The organism is Streptomyces sp. NPDC013455 (assembly GCF_040632975.1).
In the GTDB taxonomy this organism is placed as follows: domain Bacteria; phylum Actinomycetota; class Actinomycetes; order Streptomycetales; family Streptomycetaceae; genus Streptomyces.
In genome coordinates this window covers 85,271-108,900 of sequence record NZ_JBEYCX010000007.1, presented here as the reverse complement: position 1 = coordinate 108,900, position 23,630 = coordinate 85,271, and the positions used below count along the sequence as shown (strand labels likewise).

Genomic DNA, 23,630 nt, shown 5'->3' with positions numbered 1-23,630 from the left:
TTATCGGGTCCTCACGGGTTATCGGGTTCCCCACATGTAGGTCTGCTTCTTCAGCTTCAGGTAGACGAAGCTCTCGGTGGAGCGCACCCCGGGCAGCGCCCGGATGCGTTTGTTGATGACGTCCAGCAGGTGGTCGTCGTCCTCGCAGACGATCTCGGCGAGGATGTCGAACGAGCCCGCGGTCATCACCACGTACTCGACTTCCGACATGTCGGTCAGCGCGTCCGCGATCGACTCGACATCGCCTTCGACGTTGATCCCGACCATCGCCTGCCGGCGGAAGCCCACGGTGAGCGGGTCCGTCACGGCGACGATCTGCATCACGCCCTGGTCCAGCAGCTTCTGCACGCGCTGGCGCACGGCCGCCTCGGACAGGCCCACGGCCTTGCCGATCGCGGCGTACGGCCGGCGGCCGTCCTCCTGGAGCTGCTGGATGATGGCGAGGGAAACGGCGTCCAGCTGGGGACTGTTGCCGTTCCTGGACTCGCGGGACGAGTCCCTCTGGTCTGCGCTTCGACTGGCCACGACCCCACTGTGCACGACGTCTCGATAGTTTTGCAAGGCCCGATCGATGAAATCCGTTGTTTCGGAGACCACGGCTTGCGGATTTCGCAGATGTGACGGCGTCGGGGGTGTTGAAAACGTGGGTCCGGCGACTAGGGTGGGTGTCTCAGTGATCGGACAGCACGAACCAGACCAGGAGGCCGGCAGTGAGCACCGAGCTGCGTCGTCTGCGCAACTACATCGACGGTGAGTTCCGGGACGCCGCCGACGGACGGACCACCGAGGTGGTCAACCCCGCGACGGGTGAGGCGTACGCGACCGCGCCGCTGTCCGGACAGGCGGACGTGGACGCCGCCATGGAGGCCGCCGCCCGCGCCTTCCCCGCCTGGCGGGACACCACCCCGGCGGAGCGGCAGAAGGCCCTGCTGAAGATCGCGGACGCCTTCGAGGAGCGCGCCGAGGAGCTGATCGCGGCCGAGGTGGAGAACACCGGCAAGCCGGTCGGGCTGACCCGCTCCGAGGAGATCCCGCCGATGGTCGACCAGATCCGGTTCTTCGCGGGCGCCGCGCGCCTGCTCGAAGGCCGCTCGGCCGGCGAGTACATGGACGGCATGACCTCGATCATCCGCCGCGAGCCGGTCGGCGTCTGCGCGCAGGTCGCCCCGTGGAACTACCCGATGATGATGGCCGTGTGGAAGTTCGCCCCGGCGATCGCGGCCGGCAACACGGTCGTCCTGAAGCCCTCGGACACCACCCCGGCCTCCACCGTCCTGATCGCCGACATCATCGGCTCGATCCTCCCCAAGGGCGTCTTCAACGTCATCTGCGGCGACCGTGACACCGGCCGCCTGATGGTCGAGCACGAGACTCCGGCGATGGCCTCCATCACCGGCTCCGTGCGCGCCGGCATGTCCGTCGCCGAGTCCGCCTCCAAGGACCTCAAGCGCGTCCACCTGGAGCTGGGCGGCAAGGCCCCGGTCGTGGTCTTCGAGGACACCGACATCGCCAAGGCGGTCGAGGACATCTCCGTGGCGGGCTTCTTCAACGCCGGCCAGGACTGTACGGCCGCCACCCGCGTCCTCGTCCAGGAGTCCATCCACGACGAGTTCGTCGCCGCGCTGGCGAAGGCGGCGTCGGAGACGAAGACCGGCCTGCCGGACGACGAGGACGTGCTCTTCGGCCCGCTGAACAACCCGAACCAGCTCAAGCAGGTAGCCGGCTTCATCGAGCGCCTCCCCGCCCACGCCAAGGTCGAGGCGGGCGGCCAGCAGGTCGGCGACAAGGGCTACTTCTACGCCCCGACCGTCGTCTCCGGCCTGAAGCAGGACGACGAGATCGTCCAGAACGAGGTCTTCGGCCCGGTCATCACCGTCCAGTCCTTCACCGACGAGGACCAGGCCGTGGAGTGGGCCAACGGCGTCGAGTACGCCCTGGCGTCCTCCGTGTGGACCAAGGACCACGGGCGCGCCATGCGCATGTCCAAGAAGCTCGACTTCGGCTGCGTGTGGATCAACACCCACATCCCGCTGGTCGCCGAGATGCCGCACGGCGGCTTCAAGAAGTCCGGCTACGGCAAGGACCTGTCGGCGTACGGCTTCGAGGACTACACCCGCATCAAGCACGTGATGACCTCGCTGGACGGCTGAGGTTCCGCAGGGCCGGACGCGTTTCCGGCCGCGGGCGCGCGGGGGCCGGCTGTCCGGTTCCCCGCGCCCCGGGCCGTGATCGACAGGGTGTCGGGCGGGCATGGCCCCGCTCGACACGGCGTCGATTGTCTCCTCCCGCGGCGGGACGGCAAGCTTCCGGGGTGTCCCAGACTTCTTCCCGCAAGCCTCCGCCGTCCCGCCGTACCCTGCTCGCCGCCCTCGGCGGCATCGCCGCGCTCGGTGCGCCGGCCGGGTGCGGGGTGCCCGCCGCCTACGTCGAGCCCGGTGACCGGGCCGGCACCGACCTGTCCGCGGCCGAAAAGAAGCTGACCTGGGCCAACTGGCCGCTCTACATCGACACCGCCGACGACGACCCCGGCAGGCGGCCCACGCTGGAGGGGTTCCAGAGGCGCACCGGGATCTCCGTCGACTACGTCGAGGAGATCAACGACAACGACGAGTTCTTCGGCAAGATCAGCCCGGCGCTGATGAACCGCCGGCCCACCGGCCGCGACCTGGTCGTCATCAGCGACTGGATGTGCGCCCGGTACGTCCGGCTGGGCTGGGTCCAGGAGATGGACCGCGCCCGCCAGCCGAACGTGGCGAGGTACCTCGACCCGCTGCTGCGCTCGCCCGCCTTCGACGAGGGCCGCCGCTGCACGGTCCCGTGGCAGTCGGGCATCACCGGCATCGCCTACAACCGCCGCGCACTGGGCCGCGAGATACACCGTGTCTCCGACCTCTGGGCCAAGGACCTCAAGGGCCGCGTGACGCTGCTGTCCGGTCTCGACGAGGCGTTCGCCCTGCTCATGCAGGGCGACGGCGTGGACATCACGCGGTGGACCGCCGACGACTTCCACCGGATGTGCGACCGGGTGGAACGCGAGGTCCACCGCGGCCAGATCCGCCGCTTCACCGGCAACGACTACACCAAGGACCTGGTCAGCGGCGACGTCCTCGCCTGCCAGGCGTACTCCGGCGACGTCATCCAGCTCCAGGCCGACAACCCCGACATCCGCTTCGTCGTCCCCGAGGAGGGCGCCGAGCTGTGGTCGGACTCCCTCATGATTCCCGACCGGGCCCGCCACAAGGCCAACGCCGAGCGCCTGATCGACTACTACTACGCCCCCGAGGTCGCCGCGCGGCTCGCCGCCTGGGTCAACTACGTCTGCCCGGTGCCGGCGGCCAGGGAGGTGCTGGCGTCCTCGAAGGACAAGGACACCGCGGCCCTCGCCGGCAACCCCCTGATCTTCCCGGACTCGGGCATGCGGCGCCGCCTGGCCGTCGCCCGGGACATCTCCTCCACCGAGCGGCCCGAGTTCGCCCGGCGGTGGAACAGGATCGCGGGACTCTGACACGACCGGCGCCCGACCGCCGTTCCGCGCTCCGTCGTTCCGTGCTCCGTCGTTCCGTGCTCCGTTGTTCCGTGCTCCGTCGTTCCGCGACCGGCGCCCGGCCGTCGTTCCGTGCTCCGGCCGTTGCGCGCTCCGGCGTGCCGTACCTCGACGGGTCAGCCGCTCATCGCCCGGCTCACCGCCGCCGCCGCCTGTCGTACGGCCGGCGCCAGGCGGTCGGGCCGGACGGTCGTACGGGCCGTCAGGGACACGGCGGCCAGGGCGGTGCCGTCGCGGAGGACGGGGGCCGCGAGGGAGAGTTCGCCGAGGCGGTACTCCTGGTGCGCCTCGGCCAGCCCGGTCGCCCGGATCCGGGCCAGCTGGGCACCGAGCGCGCCCCGGGCCGTGACGGTGTAGGGCGTGTGCCGCCCGCCGACGAGCCGACCACCGCCGGCGCCGCCGGTATCGGCAGTGCCGGTGTCGGCGGTATCCGCGGTGCCGGTGTCGGCGGTATCCGCGGTGCCGGTGGTGGTGGCGACGGTGCCGGTGTCCGGCGTCCCGCGGCCGTCCGCCGGGGCGGTGCCGAGACCGTGGGCCAGCAGCACCTTGCCCGCGGCCGTGGCGTGCAGGGGGAGGCGTTCGCCGGTGACCAGGCACAGGGCCGTGCCGTCCGCCGGGATCACCACGTCCGCGTGCCCGCCGGTGCGCGCGGCGAGGGCGCGCAGGGCCGGCAGGGCGGCGTCCAGCAGGCCACGGGGACAGGGCGCGGCGGCACCGAGCGTACGGAGGCGCGTGCCGAGGCGGTACGAACCGTCGGCCGCCCGCTCCAGCCCGCCCCAGGCCACCAGTTCCCGCACCATGCGCAGCGCGGTCGGCACGGGCAGCCCCGCCCGGCGGGCGATCTCCGTCAGGCGCAGCGTGCCGGGTGCGTCCGCGAACGCGTCCAGCACGGACAGGACCCGCCCGGCGACGCTCTCGGCCATCCGCTCTCCAGGTGTCTCGCGGTGGTCTTCCACCCAGTGAAAGCCGGGCGTTGGCGCCGCACGGCACCGCCCGTCAGGGTCAACGCATGACTCTCGGCCTCTCTTCCGACCAGCTCCTGTCCACCACCCGTGCCGTCCGCCACCGCCTCGACCTCACCCGCCCGGTGCCGCGCCGACTGCTGGAGGAGTGCGTGGACCTGGCCGTGCAGGCGCCCAGCGGACGCAACCGGCAGCGCTGGCACTTCGTCGTCGTCACCGACCCGGACCGGCGGGCCGCCCTGGCGGAGGTGTGGCGCGCCGGAGTCGCCACGCCCGGCGCCAGTGAGCCGCTGCCGGAGCGGGACGTGCGACGGGCGAGCGTGGCGCGGATGGACCGCGTCTACTCCGGGACCGCGCACCTGTACGCGCACCTGCACGAGGTGCCGGCGCTCGTCGTCCCGTGCGTGGAGGGCCGTACCGACGGCGCGCCCGTGCTGCGCCAGGCCGGCACCTGGGGCTCCGTCCTGCCGGCCGTGTGGAGCTTCATGCTCGCCGCCCGCGCCCGGGGGCTCGGCACCTGCTGGACCACCGGCAACCTCGTCGACGAGCGGGAGTCGGCCCGGGTGCTCGGCATCCCGTACGAGGACGTGATGCAGGCGGCGCTCATTCCCGTCGCGTACACCCTCGGCACCGATTTCCGGCCGGCGCCCCGCATCCCCCGGGAGCAGGTGCTGCACTGGAACCAGTTTTGAACATGTTCAACTCCAGGCGTACGCTCGTCCCATGAGCGACAGAGCCGCCCTGCTGAAGGGCATCCGCGTCTGGCTGGCCGTCTTCGTCGTGTGCCTCGTGCTCAGCGGGGCCACGGCGTTCCCGCTGGTGCACGAACTGCGCTGGACCGAGAGCGCGCTGCGCGCGCTGTCCGTGCCGGAGCACCTGCCGGGACTGATGGACTGGATCACGCGGGTGCGGAACGGGCTGGACACCGTCGACGCCGAATACCCCTTCGTCCTGTACGGAACCGACTGGCTGGCCTTCGCCCACCTCGTCATCGCGGTCGCCTTCTACGGCCCCTACCGCGACCCCGTCCGCAACATCTGGGTCGTCGAGTTCGGGATGATCGCGTGTGCCGGGATCATCCCGCTCGCCCTCGTCTGCGGACCCGTCCGCGGTATCCCCTTCTGGTGGAGCCTGATCGACATGTCCTTCGGGGTCTTCGGGGCCGTGCCGCTGTACGTCGTACGGCAGAAGATCAAGCGGCTGGAGGCGCTCGGCGTACCGGCCGCGCCCCCGGCCCCCGTCACGGCGGGCTGAACCGGCGGACGTCAGCGGTTGAACGCGGGGAACGCGAAGCGCTGGGCGACGGCCAGGCCGTCGCTCTTGGCGTCGGTGGACTCGACCGAGTACACCAGGGTGCGGGACAGGTCCCGGGTCGCGCCGATCACCGTCGCGTAGCCCGGGCGGGAGCCGGTCTTGCCCCAGACCACCCTGCCGTTCACCTCCAGCCGCTCCAGCGCCGCGCCGTACCGCGCCCCCGGCACGTCGGGCAGCGTGAACATCTCCCGCAGCTGCGGCTCCGGCACCACCCGGCCGCGGAACACCCCCACGAGCAGCCGCTCCAGATCGGCGGTGGTCGAGATCAGGTCACCGACCGCCCAGCGGTCCGACATGTTCCACTCGGTCACGTCGACCAGCTCGCCGTCGATCCAGTCGTAGCCGCGGTTGTGCGCCCCGTGGATCCGCGGGTCCGCGCCGGCCGGGAAGGACGAGTGCCGCATGCCCAGCGGCCGGAAGATGCGCACCGCGGCCTGGTGCGCGTACGAGTCGCCGGTCACCTTCTCGATGAGCATGCCGAGCACGGTGTAGTGGATGTTGCCGTAGGTCTGCCGCGTGCCCGGCGCGTACGCAGGGCCCCGTGCGACCGAGTCCGCCACGACCTGGCGGGGCGTCAGCGTCTCGAAGCGGTGCCGGTAGCCCTCCTCGACCGTGTCGCCGAGGGAGGCGCCCGGACGCAGGCCGCTGGTGAAGTTGAGCAGCTGCCGTACGGTGATCGGCTCGAAGTCCTCGGTGAGCAGGCCCGGAAGATACCGCTGCACGGTCCCGTCCAGGTCGATCCGGCCCTCCGCGGCCAGCTGGAGCACGATCGACGCGGTCACCACCTTCGTCACCGACCCGGCCCGGAAGCGTCCGTTCTCCAGGGCCGGTGCCCCGGTTGCGACGTCCCGCACCCCGGCCGTCCCGCGCCAGGTCCCGTCGCCGCCGACGCGGAGCAGGGCGGCGGTGGCGTCGTGGTCGGGGAGTCCGGCGATCGCGGCGGCGAGGGCCTCGGCGTCCGGGCCGGCCGTCGGCACGGCCGCCGGGGAGGCCGGCGCTCCCGCCGCCGGCCGGTCGGACGCGGCGAACGCGGGTACGGCCAGCGGGCCGGCGGCCAGCGCGGCGACGAGACCGGCGGCCACGAGGGTGGAACGGGCGCTACGGCGCATGAGGAGCTCCTCGGGAGGATCGGGTGACGCTGTGTGATCATCCTCCGTCGCCGCACAGTCCCCCGGATCATCACCGAGGAGGGCTCGCGACCCCTGTCCGTCCCTGATCGATTCCCTTGCCGGGTCAGGGAGTTGCCCCGGGGGAACCCCTACGGGCGCCGGCCCTGCTCCGAGCGCAGGGCATGCAGGACGTCGATCCGGTTGGTGGTGATCGAGTCGACGCCCGCGTCCACCAGCCTGCGCATGGAACGGCGGGTGTCCGGGGTCCACACGGACAGCAGACAGCCGTCGCGGTGGATCCGCGCGGCCAGTTCCCGGCCGACCAGCGAGAAGCGGTAGTTGAGCCAGCGCGGGCGGACGGCGGCGAGCAGCGCCGGCCGGGGCGGGGCCAGGGTGGTCCAGGTCAGGGCGATCTCGGCGGCCGGGTCGGCGGCACGCACGGCGAGCATCGCCTCGGCGCCCGCGCTCCAGTACACACGGTCCCCGGCCCCGCTCTGCCGGACCACGTCGACGGTCCGCTCGACCGTCCGGCGGTCGACCCGCCCGCACAGGTCCACCATCACCCGGCTGTCACCGGTCGCGGCCAGCGCCTGCGCCAGCGTCGGCACACCGCCCGCCGTCAGCCCGCGCAACTCATCGGCGGACAGCGCGCGCAGCGGCCGGTCGACGTCCCACAGCCGCCGCAGCGTGTCGTCGTGGAGCAGCACGGGCACGCCGTCACGGGTGAGCCGTACGTCGATCTCGACGGCGTCCGCGCCCTGGTCGAGCGCGGAACGCAGCGAGTCGAGGGTGTTCTCGCGGAAACGGTAGGGGTCGCCGCGGTGGGCCACGGCGGTCAGGGTCTGCATGGCCCCCATTGTGTCCGGGTCAGGAGGCCGTCCAGGCGGTGGTGTACGCGTCGATCTCCCGCGCGATCCGCGTCTTGCCCGCGTCGTCCAGGAAGGACGCCTCCACGGCGTTCTTCGCGAGACCGGCCAGGCCCCGCTCGTCCAGGTCGAGCAGCCGGGCGGCCACCGCGTACTCGTTGTTCAGGTCGGTGCCGAACATCGGCGGGTCGTCGGAGTTGACCGTCACCAGCACCCCGGCCCGCGCGAACTCCCTGATCGGGTGCTCGTCCAGGGTGCGCACCGCGCGGGTGGCGATGTTGGAGGTCGGGCACACTTCCAGCGGGATGCGGTGGGCGGCGAGATGGGCGAGCAGTTCGGGGTCCCGCGCGGAGCTGGTGCCGTGGCCGATGCGCTCGGCGCGCAGTTCGTTCAGCGCGTCCCACACCGTCTCGGGACCCGTGGTCTCGCCGGCGTGCGGGACGGAGCGCAGACCGGCGGCGATGGCCCGGTCGAAGTAGGGCTTGAACTGGGGCCGGGGCACGCCGATCTCCGGGCCGCCGAGCCCGAACGACACCAGGCCCTCCGGACGGATCCGGTCGTCGGTGGCCAGCCGGGTCGTCTCCTCGGCGGCTTCCGTACCCGCCTCGCCGGGGATGTCGAAGCACCAGCGCAGTACGGTCCCGAACTCGGCCTCGGCGGCCTTCCGGGCGTCCTCGATCGCGTCCATGAACGCCTTCTCCTCGATCCCGCGCCGGGTGGAGGAGAAGGGGGTGATGGTCAGCTCGGCGTACCGCACCTGCTGCCGGGCCAGGTCCCGGGCCACCTCGTAGGTGAGCAGCCGGACGTCCTCCGGGGTGCGGATGAGGTCCACGACCGACAGGTACACCTCGATGAAGTGCGCGAAGTCGGTGAAGGTGAAGTAGTCGGCCAGGGCCTCGGGGTCGGCCGGGACCTTGGAGTCGGGGTGGCGGGCGGCCAGTTCCGAGACGATGCGGGGGGAGGCGGAGCCGACGTGGTGGACGTGCAGTTCGGCCTTGGGCAGCCCGGCGATGAAGGTGCGCAGATCGCGGTCGGCGGTGCCGGTGGCGGGTACGGAGCTGTCGGTCAAGGGGGCCTCCCCGGGACGGGCGCCCGGTGTCCGGGTTCCGGGTCCGGGCGCGGTGATCGGCTGATCGGTGGCGCGGGATCATCGTAGGCCCCGGGCCGTGGTGTCCCGCCCGGCCCGTAGCATGACGGGACGTCCAGCAGGAGGGTTCTTTCACCATGTCCGACGAGGCGCCGCAGGCCACACCGGGGGAGCAGGCCGCCGGACACCGGTCCGGGACGTCCCCGGTCTCCCTGGACAAGGCAGGCGCGCCGAAGGCGGCGGACGCAGGGGACACGGTGGGCTCCGCGAACTCGGGGGACGCGAGGGACACGGTGGGCTCCGCGGGCTCGGTGGACGCAGCGGACACGGTGGGCTCCGCGGACGCGGGCGAGCGGACGGCCGGGGCGGCGCCCGGACACGAGCGGACCCAGGCCGCGATTCCGGCCCCGGCGCGGGCCGAGATACCGGCGCGGGCCGAGATACCGGCGCGGGCCGAGATGCCGGCGCAGGCCGAGATACCGGCCCCTGCACCGGCCCCTGCACCGGCCGGGGTTCCGGCCCCCGCCCCGGCCGCGGACGCGGTTCCCGCCCCGGCCTCCGTCCGCGACGTCCACGATCAGCAGACGCTGACCTCGCTTCCGGCGTCCCCGGCCGGGCCCGCCGACGCCGTACCCGCCCCCTGGGCCAGCCCGGGCCCGGCGGCCGGACCCACGCCCCCCGCTCCCGCCCCGCAGCCGAACCCGTTCGCGCCTCCGGCCGCCTCCGCCCCGCAGCCGAACCCGTTCGCGCCTCCGGCCGCCTCCGCCCCGCAGCCGAACCCCTTCGCACCCCCGGTGTCCCCCGCCCCGCAGCCGAACCCGTTCGCACCCCCCGCGTCCTTCTCCGCGCCCCACGCGAACTCCGCGAACCCCTTCGCGCCGCCGGCGAACCCGTTCGCCCCGCCCGCGGCTCCCGCCGTCCCGCACGGGGCGACCGAGCCGGTGCCCCCGCCGCCCATCGCCCCCGACGGCCCCGGCCGGCTGCCGTACGGCTACCCGGGCACGGCCCCGGCCCACGGCTACCCGGGCGAGCCGCACGCCCCGTACGGCCTCGCCCCCTACCCCGGTGGCGGCTACGGCTGGCCCGGCATGCAGCCGCCTCCGAGCAACGGCATGGGTACGGCCTCGCTGGTGCTGGGCATCATCTCCGCGGTCGGCTTCCTGCTGTGGCCGATCGCCCTGGTCCTGGGCGTGCTGGCGGTGATCTTCGGCGCCGTGGGCAAGGCGAAGGCCCGCCGGGGCGAAGCGACCAACCCGGGCGTGGCCCTGGCCGGCATCATCTGCGGGGCCGCCGGAATCGTCCTGGTGGCCGTGCTGTTCGCCTTCGCCATCGCGATGTACGGCTAATTCGCGATGTACGGCTAATTCGCGATGTACGGCTGAATCGCGATGTACGGCTGAATCGCGATGTACGGCTGAGCGCCCGAGGCGGCGGCCGGAGCGCGGCCGCGGCGGGACGGTGACCGGAGCGCGGCCGGGTGCGGGCCCGGCGGCCGAAGCGGCGTGGCGCTCAGGCCCCCGCCCCCGCCAGCCGCTCGCGCGCCTCCATCAGTGCGAACCCCAGCAGGTTCAGCCCCCGCCAGCGCTCCGGATCCCAGGCCGCCTCGTCGTCCGCCGCCAGGCCGATGCCCCACACCCGGTCCAGCGGGCTGGCCTCCACCAGCACCCGGTCTCCGGTGCCCAGCAGGAACGACCCGAGGTCGGGGTGGGCGGCGAACTTGTGCACGCTGCCCTCCACGACGATCCGGAAGCGCTCCCGCTCCCACACCCCCTCGTCGAAGCCCCGCACCAGCCGCCCCGCCTTCTTGGCCTCGGCGGGATGCGCCGCCGCCAGCACCCGGCGCTCCGCCTCGGCGTCGCCGAACAGCCGGGCCTTGCCGGCCATCATCCAGTGCTCCGCCGTCGCGTACTCCACTCCGTCGACCGCGAACGGCGCGGGCCACCACTGGCTCAGACAGCTCGCGCCGATGCGCCCGTCCGGCCGCGGCCGGTGTCCCCAGAAGTGCAGGTACCTGACCCGCGACCCCGCCCGGACCTCACTGATCAGGGCTTCCACCCCGTCGATCTTCCCCATGCACGCGAGTCTGGCACGCACCACTGACACTCCGTCCGCCCTTTTCCGCCCCGACTCGACACCTGGTCGACAGATTCCGTCGCGTAACCAAAAGGCAACAACGGAATCACTTGTTGGAGTCCTGTCCCTCTGTCAGGATCGGCACTCAAATCGAGCTGGAGCTACGCCACCCACCCCCGGAACGGGGCGTACGGCGGAGGAGAGCGACATGCACAACCCGGGCACCGCCACCCCGGAACGATTCCCCGCGCAGGACCGCTTCGCCGACGGCGCGCAGTTCATCGCCGGCCGGCCGGCCAAGGGCACCTCGGGCCGCCGCCACGCCGTGGTCGACCCGGCCACCGGCGAGGAGGTGTACACCTACGAGCTGGCCGGTACCGACGACGTCGACGCGGCCGTCGCCGCCGCGCGCGAGGCGTTCCCGGGCTGGGCCGGTGCCACGCCGGGCGAGCGCTCGGACGCCCTGCACCGGTTCGCCGCCGTGCTCTCCGACCGGGCCGAGGAGTTCGCCCGCGCGGAGTCCCTGCAGTGCGGCAAGCCGCTCAAGCTCACCCGCGAGTTCGACGTCCCGGGGACCGTCGACAACACCGCCTTCTTCGCGGGGGCGGCCCGGCATCTGCAGGGCCAGTCCGCCGGTGAGTACTCCGGCGACCACACGTCGTACGTCCGGCGCGAGCCCATCGGCGTCGTCGGATCCATCGCGCCCTGGAACTACCCCCTCCAGATGGCCGCCTGGAAGATCCTCCCGGCGATCGCCGCGGGCAACACGATCGTCCTGAAGCCGGCCGAGGCGACCCCCCTGACCTCGCTGCTGTTCGCCCGCGCCGCGACGGACGCGGGCATCCCGGACGGCGTGGTCAACATCGTCACCGGGACCGGGCGGGAGGCCGGCGAACACCTCGTCGGGCACCCCGACGTCGCCATGACCTCCTTCACCGGCTCCACCGCGGTCGGCAGGCGGGTGGCCGAGATCGCCACCTCCACCGTCAAGCGGCTGCACCTGGAACTGGGCGGCAAGGCGCCCTTCGTCGTCTTCGACGACGCAGACCTGGAGGCCGCCGTGCACGGCGCGGTCGCCGGCGCGCTCATCAACACCGGGCAGGACTGCACGGCCGCCACGCGCGCGTACGTGCAGCGCCCGCTGTACGAGGCGTTCGTGGAGCGGACGGCCGCGCTGATGGAGACCGTCCGGCTCGGGGACCCGTTCGCCCCCGGCACCGACCTCGGGCCGCTGATCTCGCACGCCCACCGCGACCGGGTCGCCGCCTTCGTGGACCGGGCGCGGGGCTACGCGCGCGTGGTCACCGGCGGCGAGGCCCCCCAGGGGGACCTCGCGCGCGGCGCCTACTACCGGCCCACCCTGATCGCGGACGCGGCGCAGGACAGCGAGGTCGTCCAGTCGGAGATCTTCGGTCCCGTACTGGTCGTCCTGCCGTTCGACGGTGATGATGAGGGCATTCGGCTGGCGAACGACACGCCCTACGGCCTCGCCGCCTCCGCGTGGACCGGCGGTGTCTACCGTGCCAACCGCGCCACCCGCGAGATCAGGGCGGGATGCGTCTGGATCAACGACCACATTCCGATCATCAGCGAGATGCCGCACGGCGGCTACCGGGCCTCCGGCTTCGGCAAGGACATGTCGTCGTACTCCTTCGAGGAATACACGCAGGTCAAGCACGTAATGTTCGACAACACGGCGGTGGCGAGGAAGGACTGGCACCGCACGATCTTCGGGGACCGCTAGAGACCGACCAGGCCATTGACCAGGCCGATCCTTCCCGAAAGGGCACCACGCGCATGGAGCAGTACGAGCCCGACCGCCTGACCCCGCCGCAAGTGGCCGCCATCCGGCGCAGCCTGCGCAACGGCCGTGCGGCGCTCACCCGCCGGTCACTGCTGCGGGCCTCCGCGGGCGGCGCGCTCGCGGCCGGCGGCCTCGGGGCGCTGAGCGGCTGCGGGATCCCCGCCGCGGGCAAGAGCCAGGGCGGCACCTCCGCCCAGGACCACTCGGCGCGGGAGAAGGTGGTGAACTTCTCCAACTGGACCGAGTACGTCGACGTCGACGACAGCGGCAAGCACCACCCCACCCTGGAGACCTTCCGCAAGCGGACCGGGATCACGGTCAAGTACACCGAGGACATCAACGACAACAACGAGTTCTTCGGCAAGATCAAGCCGCAGCTCGCCGCGGGGCAGGACACCGGCCGCGACATCATCGTCCTCACCGACTGGCTGGCCGCCCGGCTGATCCGCCTCGGATGGGTCCAGAAACTGGACCCGTCCAACCTGCCGCACGCCTACACCAACCTGTCGTCCCAGTTCCGCAACCCCGACTGGGACCCCGGGCGGGCCTACTCCTACCCCTGGCAGGGCATCTCCACCGTCATCGCCTACAACCGGAAGGCGCTGGACGGCGTCGAGGTGAAGTCGGTCTCCGACCTGCTCGACAACCCCAGGCTCAAGGGGCGCGTCGGCTTCCTGTCGGAGATGCGGGACTCCGTCGGCATGACCCTGCTCGACATGGGCAAGGACCCGGCCAACTTCACCGACGACGACTACGACGCGGCGATCGCCCGCCTGCAGAAGGCCGTCGACAAGGGCCAGATCCGCCGCTTCACCGGCAACGACTACACCTCCGACCTCACCAAGGGCGACTTCGCGGCGTGCATCGCCTGGGCGGGTGACGTCGTCCAGCTCAAGGCGGACAGCCCGGACGTCGACTTCGTCATCCCCGACAGCGGCTACATGACGTCGACCGACAACATGTGCGTCCCGAACAGGGCCCGTCACAAGACGAACGCCGAGCGGCTCATGGACTTCTACTACGAGCCCGAGCAGGCCGCCGCGCTCGCCGCGTACATCAACTACGTGACGCCGGTCGACGGGGTGAAGCCGTACCTTGCGAAGATCGACGAAGACGCGGCGGACAACCCGCTGATCGTCCCCGACAAGGCCATGCAGGCGAAGTCCCACGCCTTCCGCTCCCTGAGCCAGAAGGAAGAGACGGCCTACGAAGGTAAGTTCGCGAAGCTCACAGGGGCGTGACGACGATGAAGACGACACCAGACAACAGCGGCGACGTCCGCCTCTCCGGTATCTCCAAGACCTACGGCTCCTTCACCGCCGTACATCCGCTGGACCTCACCGTGCCCCAGGGCTCCTTCTTCGCCCTGCTCGGCGCCTCGGGCTGCGGCAAGACGACCACCCTGCGCATGATCGCCGGCTTGGAGGAACCTTCCTCCGGAACCGTGCACCTCGGCGACCAGGACGTCACGCACCTGCCGCCGTACAAGCGCCCGGTGAACACCGTGTTCCAGTCCTACGCCCTCTTCCCGCACCTGGACATCTTCGAGAACGTCGCCTTCGGCCTGCGCCGGCGCGGCGTCAAGAGCGTGAAGAAGCAGGTCGAGGAGATGCTGGAGCTGGTCCAGCTGGGTGAGCAGGCGCGCAAGAAGCCGCACCAGCTCTCCGGTGGCCAGCAGCAGCGCGTCGCCGTGGCCCGCGCCCTGATCAACCACCCGAAGGTGCTCCTGCTGGACGAGCCGCTCGGCGCCCTCGACCTCAAGCTGCGCCGCCAGATGCAGCTGGAGCTCAAGCGCATCCAGACCGAGGTCGGCATCACCTTCATCCACGTCACCCACGACCAGGAGGAGGCCATGACCATGGCCGACACGGTCGCGGTGATGAACGGCGGCCGCGTCGAGCAGCTCGGCTCGCCCGCCGACCTGTACGAGAACCCGCGCACCACCTTCGTCGCGAACTTCCTCGGCACCTCCAACCTCATCGAGGCCGAGGTCGACACCCGGCGCGGCGACGACATCGTGCTCAGGGCGGGCGGCGGCAAGCTGGTGCTGCCCGAGGCGCGATGTTCCGCCCCGACGACGGCCGGCGGGAAGGTGCTGGTCGGCATCCGCCCGGAGAAGATCTCCCTCACCCACGCCGACGAGGCCGGCACCATCCCCGAGGGCCGCAACCGCGTCACCGGCAAGATCGCCGACGCCAGCTTCATCGGCGTGTCGACGCAGTACGTGATCGACAGCGCGGTGTGCCCCGAGCTCGCGGTGTACGTCCAGAACGTCGAGCGCGACGGCCGGCTGGTCCCCGGCGCGGACGTCGTCCTGCACTGGAGCCCCGCCCACACCTTCGGCCTCGACGCGGCCCAGGACATCGACGCGGGCACCGAGGAAGAGGCGGCCGCCTGATGTCGACGCTCACCGAGGCGCCCCCGCCGCTGGCCCCCGCGGGGCCGGAGAAAAAGCCCCCGCGCAGGCGCGGCCGGTTCACGCCGTACTGGCTGCTGCTGCCCGGCCTGCTCTGGCTGATCGTCTTCTTCGCGCTGCCGATGATCTACCAGGCCTCCACCTCCGTCCAGGAGGGCTCCCTGGAGGCGGGATACAAGGTCACCTGGCACTTCGCGACCTACTGGGACGCGCTGTCCGAGTACTGGCCGCAGTTCCTGCGCTCCGGCCTCTACGCCGGCGCCGCGACCGTGCTGTGCCTGCTGCTCGGCTACCCGCTGGCGTACCTCATCGCCTTCCGTGCGGGCCGCTGGCGCAACCTGATCATGGTGCTGGTGATCGCGCCGTTCTTCACCAGCTTCCTGATCCGCACCCTGGCCTGGAAGACGATCCTCGCCGACAACGGCCCGGTCGTGCACACCCTGCACTCGCTGCACATCCTGGATCTCACCAGCTGGATCGGCTGGACGGCCGGCGACCGCGTCCTCGCCACCCCGCTCGCGGTGGTGTGCGGACTGACGTACAACTTCCTGCCGTTCATGATCCTGCCGCTGTACACCTCGCTGGAGCGGATCGACGGACGGCTGCACGAGGCGGCCGGCGACCTGTACGCCAGGCCGTGGACCACCTTCCGCAAGGTGACCTTCCCGCTGTCCATGCCGGGCGTGGTCTCCGGCACGCTGCTGACGTTCATCCCGGCGGCCGGTGACTACGTGAACGCCGAACTCCTCGGCTCCACCGAGACCCGCATGATCGGAAACGTCATCCAGACGCAGTTCCTGCGCATCCTGGACTATCCGGCGGCGGCGGCCCTCTCGTTCATCCTCATGGCCGCCATCCTGGCCATGGTCACGCTCTACATCCGCCGGTCCGGGACGGAGGACCTGGTCTAAATGCCCGTCGTCACCTGGCTCAAGCGCAATCTCGTCGTCATCGCGGGACTGCTGACGCTGGCCTATCTGCTCCTGCCGAACGTCATCGTCACGGTGTTCTCCTTCAACAGGCCGAAGGGGCGCTTCAACTACGAGTGGCAGCACTTCTCCACGGACGCCTGGAAGGACCCCTGCGGGGTCGCCGACATGTGCGGCGCCCTGTCCCTCAGCCTCCAGATCGCCGTCTGGGCGACGGTCGGCGCCACCGTCCTCGGCACGATGATCTCCTTCGCGCTGGTCCGCTACCGCTTCCGCGCGCGCGGCACCGTCAACTCGCTGATCTTCCTGCCGATGGCGATGCCCGAGGTCGTCATGGCGGCCTCGCTGCTCACCCTGTTCCTCAACATGGGTGCCCAGCTCGGCTTCTGGACCATCCTGATCGCGCACATCATGTTCTGCCTCAGCTTCGTCGTCGTCGCGGTCAAGGCCCGCGTGATGTCGATGGACCCGCGTCTGGAGGAGGCCGCCCGGGACCTGTACGCCGGTCCCGTGCAGACCTTCCTGCGGGTCACCCTGCCCATCGCGGCACCCGGGATCGCCGCGGGCGCGCTGCTGTCCTTCGCGCTGTCCTTCGACGATTTCATCATCACCAATTTCAACGCCGGTTCGACCGTCACCTTCCCGATGTTCGTGTGGGGCTCGGCCCAGCGCGGAACGCCCGTCCAGATCAACGTGATCGGTACGGCCATGTTCCTCGTCGCCGTGCTCCTCGTACTGACCTCGATGGTCGTCGGCAACCGCCGGAACAGGCAGAAGGCATAGCCCTTCCCGCACGTCCTCTGTAGGGAGTTGAAATCATGGCCCCAAGCGCCATGAGCCGTGGCAAAGACAACTGGATCGCCTCTCTCTCCGAAGCCCAGCCGGTCCCGTACTGGCTGGAAGACCCCGGCAAGCCCCACCCCGAACCCGCCCTGACCACCGCCGAGACCTGCGACCTGCTGGTCGTCGGCGGCGGCTACAGCGGACTGTGGACCGCGCTCAACGCCAAGGAGCGCGACCCCGGGCGGGACGTGGTCCTGCTGGAAGGCCGCGAGGTGGGCTGGGCCGCCTCCGGCCGCAACGGCGGCTTCTGCGCCGCCTCCCTCACCCACGGCCTGCCCAACGGCCTGTCCCGCTGGCCGGAGGAGATCCACAGGCTGCAGGAGCTGGGCCGGCGCAACCTCGACGAGATCGAGGCCGCCGTCGCCCGGCACGGCATCGACTGCGACTTCGAACGCACCGGTGAGATAGACGTCGCCACCGAGACCTACCAGGCCTGGGAGCTGCGCGACTGGCACCGGGAGCTGCGGGAGAAGGGCCTCGCCGACGGCATCGAGTTCCTGGACGCCGACGCCGTCCGCGAGCAGGTGAACTCGCCCACCTTCGAGGCGGGCCTGTGGGACCGCCGCGGTGTGGCCATGCTGCACCCGGCGAAGCTGGCCTGGGGGCTGAAGCGGGCGTGCGTCGAGCTCGGCGTGCGGGTCTACGAGCACACACCGGCCCTGACCCTGAAGCAGTACGGCGCCGGCATGGCCGTACGGACCCCGTACGGCTCGGTCCGCGCCCGCCGGGTCGCGCTCGGCACGAACATCTTCCCGAGCCTGCTGCGGCGCGTGCGGTCGTACACCGTCCCGGTCTACGACTACGCGCTGATGACCGAGCCGCTGTCCGCCGACCGGCTCGCGGAGATCGGCTGGAAGAACAGGCAGGGCCTCGGGGACAGCGCCAACCAGTTCCACTACTTCCGGCTGTCCGCCGACAACCGCATCCTGTGGGGCGGCTACGACGCCATCTACCCCTACGGCGGCCGGGTGCGCGCCGAGTACGACGACCGCCCCGAGACGTACGCCAAGCTCGCGGGCCACTTCTTCACCTGTTTCCCGCAGCTGGAGGGCGTCCGCTTCACGCACGCCTGGGGCGGCGCGATCGACACCTGCTCGCGCTTCTCGGCGTTCTTCGGCACCGCGCACCAGGGCCGCGTGGCGTACGCGGCGGGCTACACGGGCCTCGGTGTGGGCGCGACCCGGTTCGGCGCGGACGTGATGCTGGACCTGCTGGACGGCGAGCGGACCGAGCGGACCGAACTGGAGATGGTCCGCAGGAAACCGCTGCCGTTCCCGCCGGAGCCCTTCGCCTGGACGGGCATCGCGCTCACCAAGTGGTCCCTGGCCCGCGCGGACGCGCACGGCGGACGCCGCAACCTGTGGCTGCGTGCGATGGACCGGCTGGGCCTGGGCTTCGACAGCTGACCCGTCATCCGTCCCGGCCACCGGAGGACCGCCCGTCCCGGCCACCGGGGGACCGCCCGCCCCGCCAGGCGGCGTACAGCGTGGAGAGACCGATCGCCACGGTGGACACCGCCTCGGGCGGGATGCCGGACAGGACGAGGACGGCTCCGGTCACCAGGACCGCGAGGAAAGCGACAAGATCGGTTCGCCCTTCGGGGCCGCGCATTGATATGCCTTTCTGGTCTCCTGCGGAAAGCGGGAGATCAGACTGGTGCGGTCGCCCGGTGTTGCGCCAGCCGGCACAGTTGCCACCTGCCGCAACACCGCGACACCGCAGCGCCGAGGGGGCGGGATGAGCGTTCTGGTGCCGTTGGGCGGGGATCTCCCGGAGGAGTCGCGGGCGTTGGCGGAGGCGTTACGGCGCCTGTTCGACGGGCTGGGCGTCAGCGTCCGCCGGTACGCCGCCCGCCGGCACCGGGACCCCGGTTCCCTGTCCCGGTTCCTCAACGGCACCCGCACACCGCCCTGGGAGTTCGTCCACGACCTGATCCGTGACGTCGCCGAGGCACAGGGCCGCGCCCCCACCCCGGAAGCCATCGAGCTGATGCGCCGGCTGCACCGCACGGCGCTGGCGAGCAGCGGGTCCGCGCTCAACCGGGTGCAGGCGCTGGAGGACGAACTCGCCGACGCCGACCGCCAGTCGGTGCGGTCCGCGGCCCTCGTGCGGGCCCTGGAGGGGGCGCTGGCGGACGCCCAGCAGCGCGCCGCCGACCTGGAGCTCCAGATCCGCCAGCTGCACGGCCACCAGGACCGCACGGCCGTCGAGAAGGACAAGGCCCTGCGGCTGTACGAGGACCAGGTGACCGCCCTGCTCAGGGAGCGCCAGGACCTGATGGAGCAGGTGGAGGCGCTCGGCGAGGAGCTGAAGGACGCCCACGCCCGGCGGGTGCGGGCGGAGCGGCGGTGCGAGGAACTCGAACGCCAGCTGGTCGCCGCCGAGGAGCAGGCGTCCGGGGAGGACGGACCGGTCGCGGACGGGCCGCGGGACGGTGGCGCGGACGAGGACACCGGCCCGCGCCCCGTCCCGCGGGCACCGGTGGCCCGGACCCCGGTCGACCACGGCCTCGACCCCCGGTTCCTCTTCGGCACCTTCGTCGTCGGCGACAGCAACCGGTTCGCCCACGGCGCGGCCAGGGCCGTCGCCGAGGCACCGGCCACCCTGTACAACCCGCTCTACGTCTACGGCACCTCGGCCATCGGCAAGACCCACCTGCTCTGCGCGATCGGCCACCACGCCCGGCGGGCGCGGCCGGGCGCGCGGGTGCGTTACGTGACGGCCGAGGCGCTCGCCCACGAGTACCTCGGGGCGGGCCGCGGGCGCGGCCTCGACGCGTTCCGCCGGCGCCACCTCGACCTGGACCTGCTCCTGGTGGACGACATCCAGTTCCTCCCCGGCCAGGGCGGGGAGGAGTTCCGGTACCTCTTCGACGAACTGCACGGTGCGAGGAAGCAGCTCGTCGTCTCCTCCGACCGCCCGCCCAAACAGCTCACCCACCTGGGCGACCGGCTGCGCGGCCGCCTGGAGTCCGGGCTGATCACCCACATCCAGCCGCCCGAGCAGGCGGTGCGGGTCACCCTGCTGCGCCGCAAGGCGGAGCAGGAGGGCATCGACGTGCCGCCCGAGACGCTCGACCACATCGCCTCGCACGTCCAGCGCAACGTCAGGGAGCTGGAGGGCGCGCTGGTCCGGGTCCGCGCCTTCGCGTCGCTGAACCGGCAGCCCATGGACGTGGGTCTCGCCGCCGTCGTGCTGCGCGACCTGGTCCCGGACCGCGGACCCTCCCGCGAGGAGGACGCGGCCCGGCGGATCATCGAGATGACCGCCGTCTACTTCGGTGTGACCGCCGAGGCGCTCTGCGGCAAGGAGCGCGGCCGGGCCCTGGTGACCGCCCGCCAGATGGCCATGTACCTGTGCCGCGAGCTCACCGACCTGTCCCCGTCGCGGATCGGCCAGCTGTTCGGCGGCCGTGACCACGCGACCGTGGACCACGCGGACCGCAAACTGCGCGCGCTGATGGCCGAACGGCGCTCCATCTACAACCAGATGACCGAGCTGACCACGCGGATCAAGGCGGTCGACGGGCCGTACACCGACAGGTGGGTGTGAGCCGGTTCACTCCGAAGAGGTGCGGCGACTCGCGTAATGCTCTCCGCACGGCTGCCTCTCTCCTCGTGACGCGACCGCGTCGAACGGAAGAGAGAGGGAGGCTTTCCGATGAGTGGGGAGAAGACGGCGGTCGAATGGCTGGCGTCCGTCGCACCGGATCCCGAAGCCTGCCGCTGGGAGTGGGAACGCAGCCCCCTCGGGGTCGCCCTGCTGCCCGCCGGCAAGGCATGGGACGTCCTGATCCTGCCGGGTGACCTCGGCTATCCGACCCTGGACGTGCTGACCCGGGTCCTGGACCGGCCCGGCCCGGTGCTCGTCGACTTCGGCGACAGCCGGGTCGGGTTCTTCGTGCCCCCGGGCACCGCGGCCCGCTGGCTCGGCACCGGTGTGCGCACCGCCGGGTCCGGCACCTGGATCGTCGTGCCGTACCCCGGGCGGGTCGGCCGCGGTGTGCGCTGGCTGGTGCCGCCGGACGGCTCCGGCACGCTGACCGACCCGGCGCTGCTGGAACTGGCGATGCACGAGGCGGCGGCGAGGCTGGCGATGCGGCGGGACGGCGGCGGGTAGCGCCGGGACATCTTGACAAGAGGATTGGTCTGGACCAAGTTGTGTGCGCTCCGCCCCTCCAACTCCCCCGATCACGGAGGCCCTTGTGGACCGCCCCAGACGCGCCCGACGTCCCGGATCTCTCCTCGCCGCGGTCACGGCCGCACTGCTGACCCTGCCCGGCGTCACCGCGCTCTCGTCGGCCGCCCGTGCGGCCGACGCGGACGTCGCGGTCAACGGCGGCTTCGAGTCCGGCCTGACCGGCTGGACCTGCACGGCCGGCACCACGGTCGACTCGCCCGTGCACAGCGGCGCCGCCGCGCTGCGGGCCACCCCGGCCGGCAGCGACAACGCCCGCTGCAGCCAGACGGTGACCGTCCAGCCCGACGCCCAGTACACCCTGTCCGGATACGTCCGCGGCTCCTACGCCTACCTCGGCGCGAGCGGCACCGGCACCACCGACGTCTCCACCTGGACGCAGTCCGCCCCCGACTGGCAGAAACTGAGCACCACCTTCCGCACCGGGGCCGCCACCACCAAGGTCACGGTCTACACGCACGGCTGGTACGGCACCGGCGCCTACCACGCCGACGACATCACCCTGATCGGCCCCGGCGGCAGTGGCACCGGACAGCCGCCCGCCGCGCCGGCCGGCCTGAAGACCACCTCCGTGACCTCCTCCTCCGTAGGGCTGTCCTGGTCGGCGGTGACCGGCGCCACCGCTTACGCGGTCTACCGCGACGGGGCCCGGGTGCAGACGGTGAGCGGCACGTCGGCGACCGTCTCCCAGCTGGCGCCCTCGACCGCCTACAGCTTCCAGGTCGCGGCCGTGAACGACGCCGGCGAGTCCGCGAAGTCCGCCGTCGTGACCGCCACGACCAGCGCCGGCAGCGGGGGCGGCGGCTCCTCCGGCCTGCCCGCCCACGCCCTCGTCGGCTACCTGCACGCCAGCTTCGCCAACGGCGCCGGCTACACCCGCCTCGCCGACGTGCCCGACAGCTGGGACGTCATCGACCTGTCCTTCGGCGAGCCGACCTCGGTCACCTCCGGAGACATCCGCTTCAACCGCTGCCCGGTCACCGAGTGCCCGAATGTGGAGAGCGACGCCGACTTCAAGGCGGCCGTCAAGGCCAAACAGGCGGCCGGCAAGAAGGTGCTGATCTCCATCGGCGGCCAGAACGGCCAGGTCCAGCTGACCACGACGGCCGCCCGCGACACCTTCGTCTCCTCCGTCTCGAAGATCATCGACACCTACGGCCTCGACGGCCTCGACATCGACTTCGAGGGCCACTCGCTGTACCTCAACGCCGACGACACCGACTTCAGGAACCCGAAGACCCCGGTGATCGTGAACCTGATCTCGGCGCTGAAGACCCTGAAGGCCAAGTACGGTTCGTCGTTCGTCCTGAGCATGGCACCGGAGACCTTCTTCGTGCAGAACGGCTACCAGTACTACGGCACCGGCAAGTGGGGCGGCCAGGACCCGCGCTGCGGGGCGTACCTGCCGGTGATCCACGCCCTCCGCGACGACCTGACCCTCCTGCACGTCCAGGACTACAACTCGGGACCGATCATGGGGCTGGACAACCAGTACCACTCCATGGGCGGCGCCGACTTCCACATCGCCATGACCGACATGCTGCTCACCGGCTTCCCGGTGGCCGGCGACCCCGCCAACGTCTTCCCGCCGCTGCGCCCCGACCAGGTCGCCATCGGCATGCCGGCGTCGACGAACGCGGGCAACGGCTACGTCACCCCGTCGGAGGTCACCAAGGCCCTGGACTGCCTCACGAAGAAGACGAACTGCGGCTCGTACGCGACCCACGGGACCTGGCCCGCCCTGCGCGGTCTGATGACCTGGTCGGTGAACTGGGACCGCTACGCGAACTGGGAGTTCCAGAAGAACTTCGACGCGTACTTCGGCTGATCACGCGGGACAGGGTGGCCAGCAGCACGGTGCACAGGCACCAGCTGGCCACCACGTCCAGCGGCCAGTGCCAGCCCCGGCGGACCAGGCCGTACGACACCCCGAGGACCAGGGCCGCGCAGCAGGCCACCACCGAGCGGCGGGCGGCGGACGAGCGGAGCCAGGGCAGCAGGAGCAGGGCCGCGGAGCCGTACGCGGCCGCCGCCGTCGCCGTGTGGCCGGAGGGGAAGTAGCCGGTCGCCGGCGGCACCACGGGCGTCCCCGGCCGGTCCGTCCACTCCTTCAGCGGTACGACGACCGCCGGGACCAGCGCCATGAGCACGGCCGCGGCGAGCGGCGGCAGCCACCACCGCTCGGCGCCGGCGGCCCGGCCCCGCCACAGGACGCATGCGACGACGACGGTCTGCACCGGCACCGCCACCCCGATGTTGCCGAGGTCGGCCAGCAGCTCCCCGAACCGGTCCGGGTGGACGAGCGCCCGGGAGGCGTCCGCGTCCAGCCGCAGCAGCGGGCCGTCGACGACGACCTGCCAGGTGATGAGGGCGAGGACGAGCGCCGGCAGGACCAGGAGAAGCATGGCCCCAGCCTGTCAGGCGACCGGGCACCGACGGCGCTCAGGGGGCCCGGCGCGGCGCGGGCACGCTTCCCGGGAAGTGCC

Annotated in this window: 20 protein-coding genes and 2 pseudogenes; 14 read left to right on the top strand and 8 right to left on the bottom strand. The window is 71.8% G+C overall.

The features are described from left to right. Window positions 1-18: 18 nt before the first annotated feature. On the bottom strand, window positions 19-540 hold the full coding sequence (locus ABZ576_RS14020; protein WP_360739706.1) for an Lrp/AsnC family transcriptional regulator: 522 nt from the start codon (window positions 538-540) through the stop codon (window positions 19-21). Window positions 541-710: 170 nt separating this feature from the next. Here ABZ576_RS14020 and ABZ576_RS14015 point away from each other — a divergent pair, with 170 nt between their 5' ends. Beyond that, a complete protein-coding gene (locus ABZ576_RS14015; protein ID WP_360739705.1) occupies window positions 711-2,150 on the top strand; it encodes a gamma-aminobutyraldehyde dehydrogenase in 1,440 nt (479 codons plus the stop codon). A 161-nt stretch (window positions 2,151-2,311) separates the two neighbouring features. Next, entirely contained in the window at window positions 2,312-3,505 is a 1,194-nt protein-coding gene (locus tag ABZ576_RS14010) for a spermidine/putrescine ABC transporter substrate-binding protein (protein ID WP_360739704.1), read from the top strand. A gap of 155 nt (window positions 3,506-3,660) precedes the next feature. Here ABZ576_RS14010 and ABZ576_RS14005 read toward each other — a convergent pair whose 3' ends face one another. After that, window positions 3,661-4,467, bottom strand: coding sequence for an IclR family transcriptional regulator C-terminal domain-containing protein (locus ABZ576_RS14005; RefSeq protein ID WP_360739703.1), 807 nt, complete (start codon window positions 4,465-4,467; stop codon window positions 3,661-3,663). A gap of 86 nt (window positions 4,468-4,553) precedes the next feature. Between ABZ576_RS14005 and ABZ576_RS14000 the strand changes: the two genes are divergently transcribed. Together ABZ576_RS14000 and ABZ576_RS13995 are read left to right on the top strand one after the other, a co-directional pair. Then, on the top strand, window positions 4,554-5,198 hold the full coding sequence (locus ABZ576_RS14000; protein ID WP_360739702.1) for a nitroreductase family protein: 645 nt from the start codon (window positions 4,554-4,556) through the stop codon (window positions 5,196-5,198). Window positions 5,199-5,229: 31 nt separating this feature from the next. Further along, complete coding sequence (locus tag ABZ576_RS13995; RefSeq protein ID WP_360739700.1) at window positions 5,230-5,760, top strand: hypothetical protein; 531 nt, start codon at window positions 5,230-5,232, stop codon at window positions 5,758-5,760. 11 nt (window positions 5,761-5,771) lie between these two features. Here ABZ576_RS13995 and ABZ576_RS13990 read toward each other — a convergent pair whose 3' ends face one another. The 3 genes and pseudogenes from ABZ576_RS13990 to ABZ576_RS13980 form a co-directional block, all read right to left on the bottom strand. Next, window positions 5,772-6,929 carry a serine hydrolase domain-containing protein gene (locus ABZ576_RS13990; RefSeq protein WP_360739699.1) on the bottom strand — a complete coding sequence of 386 codons (1,158 nt, stop codon included), beginning with the start codon at window positions 6,927-6,929 and terminating at the stop codon, window positions 5,772-5,774. Between the two features lie 149 nt (window positions 6,930-7,078). Further along, on the bottom strand, window positions 7,079-7,777 hold the full coding sequence (locus ABZ576_RS13985; RefSeq protein WP_360739698.1) for a glycerophosphodiester phosphodiesterase: 699 nt from the start codon (window positions 7,775-7,777) through the stop codon (window positions 7,079-7,081). Between the two features lie 19 nt (window positions 7,778-7,796). Further along, a pseudogene (locus ABZ576_RS13980) lies at window positions 7,797-9,001 on the bottom strand (adenosine deaminase). 18 nt (window positions 9,002-9,019) lie between these two features. Here ABZ576_RS13980 and ABZ576_RS13975 point away from each other — a divergent pair. Next, window positions 9,020-10,228 carry a DUF4190 domain-containing protein gene (locus tag ABZ576_RS13975; RefSeq protein WP_360739696.1) on the top strand — a complete coding sequence of 403 codons (1,209 nt, stop codon included), beginning with the start codon at window positions 9,020-9,022 and terminating at the stop codon, window positions 10,226-10,228. Window positions 10,229-10,391: 163 nt separating this feature from the next. Here ABZ576_RS13975 and ABZ576_RS13970 read toward each other — a convergent pair whose 3' ends face one another. Beyond that, window positions 10,392-10,955, bottom strand: coding sequence for an NADAR family protein (locus tag ABZ576_RS13970; RefSeq protein ID WP_360739695.1), 564 nt, complete (start codon window positions 10,953-10,955; stop codon window positions 10,392-10,394). Window positions 10,956-11,163: 208 nt separating this feature from the next. Here ABZ576_RS13970 and ABZ576_RS13965 point away from each other — a divergent pair, with 208 nt between their 5' ends. Genes ABZ576_RS13965 through ABZ576_RS13940 form a run of 6 tightly spaced genes read left to right on the top strand, consistent with a single transcriptional unit; the run spans window position 11,164 to window position 18,353 of the window. Then, the gene (locus tag ABZ576_RS13965; protein ID WP_360739694.1) at window positions 11,164-12,699 is read left to right on the top strand and encodes a gamma-aminobutyraldehyde dehydrogenase; all 1,536 of its coding nucleotides are present in this window, start codon (window positions 11,164-11,166) and stop codon (window positions 12,697-12,699) included. Window positions 12,700-12,752: 53 nt separating this feature from the next. Continuing rightward, the gene (locus tag ABZ576_RS13960) at window positions 12,753-14,000 is read left to right on the top strand and encodes a spermidine/putrescine ABC transporter substrate-binding protein (protein ID WP_360739693.1); all 1,248 of its coding nucleotides are present in this window, start codon (window positions 12,753-12,755) and stop codon (window positions 13,998-14,000) included. Then, window positions 13,997-15,157 carry an ABC transporter ATP-binding protein gene (locus ABZ576_RS13955; protein ID WP_360739691.1) on the top strand — a complete coding sequence of 387 codons (1,161 nt, stop codon included), beginning with the start codon at window positions 13,997-13,999 and terminating at the stop codon, window positions 15,155-15,157. The genes ABZ576_RS13960 and ABZ576_RS13955 overlap by 4 nt, the downstream gene beginning before the upstream one ends. Further along, entirely contained in the window at window positions 15,157-16,086 is a 930-nt protein-coding gene (locus ABZ576_RS13950; protein WP_360739689.1) for an ABC transporter permease, read from the top strand. Before ABZ576_RS13955 ends, ABZ576_RS13950 begins: the two co-directional genes overlap by 1 nt. Further along, complete coding sequence (locus ABZ576_RS13945; RefSeq protein ID WP_360739688.1) at window positions 16,087-16,887, top strand: ABC transporter permease; 801 nt, start codon at window positions 16,087-16,089, stop codon at window positions 16,885-16,887. A gap of 35 nt (window positions 16,888-16,922) precedes the next feature. Then, a complete protein-coding gene (locus ABZ576_RS13940) occupies window positions 16,923-18,353 on the top strand; it encodes an FAD-dependent oxidoreductase (RefSeq protein ID WP_360739686.1) in 1,431 nt (476 codons plus the stop codon). Window positions 18,354-18,357: 4 nt separating this feature from the next. On the opposite strand, the gene ABZ576_RS13935 is transcribed toward ABZ576_RS13940, so the two are convergent. After that, window positions 18,358-18,507 (bottom strand): hypothetical protein, encoded by a 150-nt coding sequence (locus ABZ576_RS13935; RefSeq protein WP_360739684.1) that lies wholly within the window; start codon window positions 18,505-18,507, stop codon window positions 18,358-18,360. 177 nt (window positions 18,508-18,684) lie between these two features. Between ABZ576_RS13935 and dnaA the strand changes: the two genes are divergently transcribed. From dnaA to ABZ576_RS13920, 3 genes are all read left to right on the top strand, one after another. After that, on the top strand, window positions 18,685-20,499 hold the full coding sequence (gene dnaA, locus ABZ576_RS13930; protein WP_360739682.1) for a chromosomal replication initiator protein DnaA: 1,815 nt from the start codon (window positions 18,685-18,687) through the stop codon (window positions 20,497-20,499). Window positions 20,500-20,607: 108 nt separating this feature from the next. Next, on the top strand, window positions 20,608-21,066 hold the full coding sequence (locus ABZ576_RS13925; protein ID WP_360739681.1) for a hypothetical protein: 459 nt from the start codon (window positions 20,608-20,610) through the stop codon (window positions 21,064-21,066). An 85-nt stretch (window positions 21,067-21,151) separates the two neighbouring features. Further along, window positions 21,152-22,972 (top strand): glycoside hydrolase family 18 protein, encoded by a 1,821-nt coding sequence (locus tag ABZ576_RS13920; RefSeq protein ID WP_360739679.1) that lies wholly within the window; start codon window positions 21,152-21,154, stop codon window positions 22,970-22,972. Here the strand turns inward: ABZ576_RS13920 and ABZ576_RS13915 are convergent. Beyond that, window positions 22,914-23,549, bottom strand: a pseudogene (locus tag ABZ576_RS13915) (phosphatase PAP2 family protein); the annotation flags it as partial. The gene ABZ576_RS13920 and the pseudogene ABZ576_RS13915 overlap by 59 nt on opposite strands. Between the last annotated feature and the right edge of the window lie 81 nt (window positions 23,550-23,630).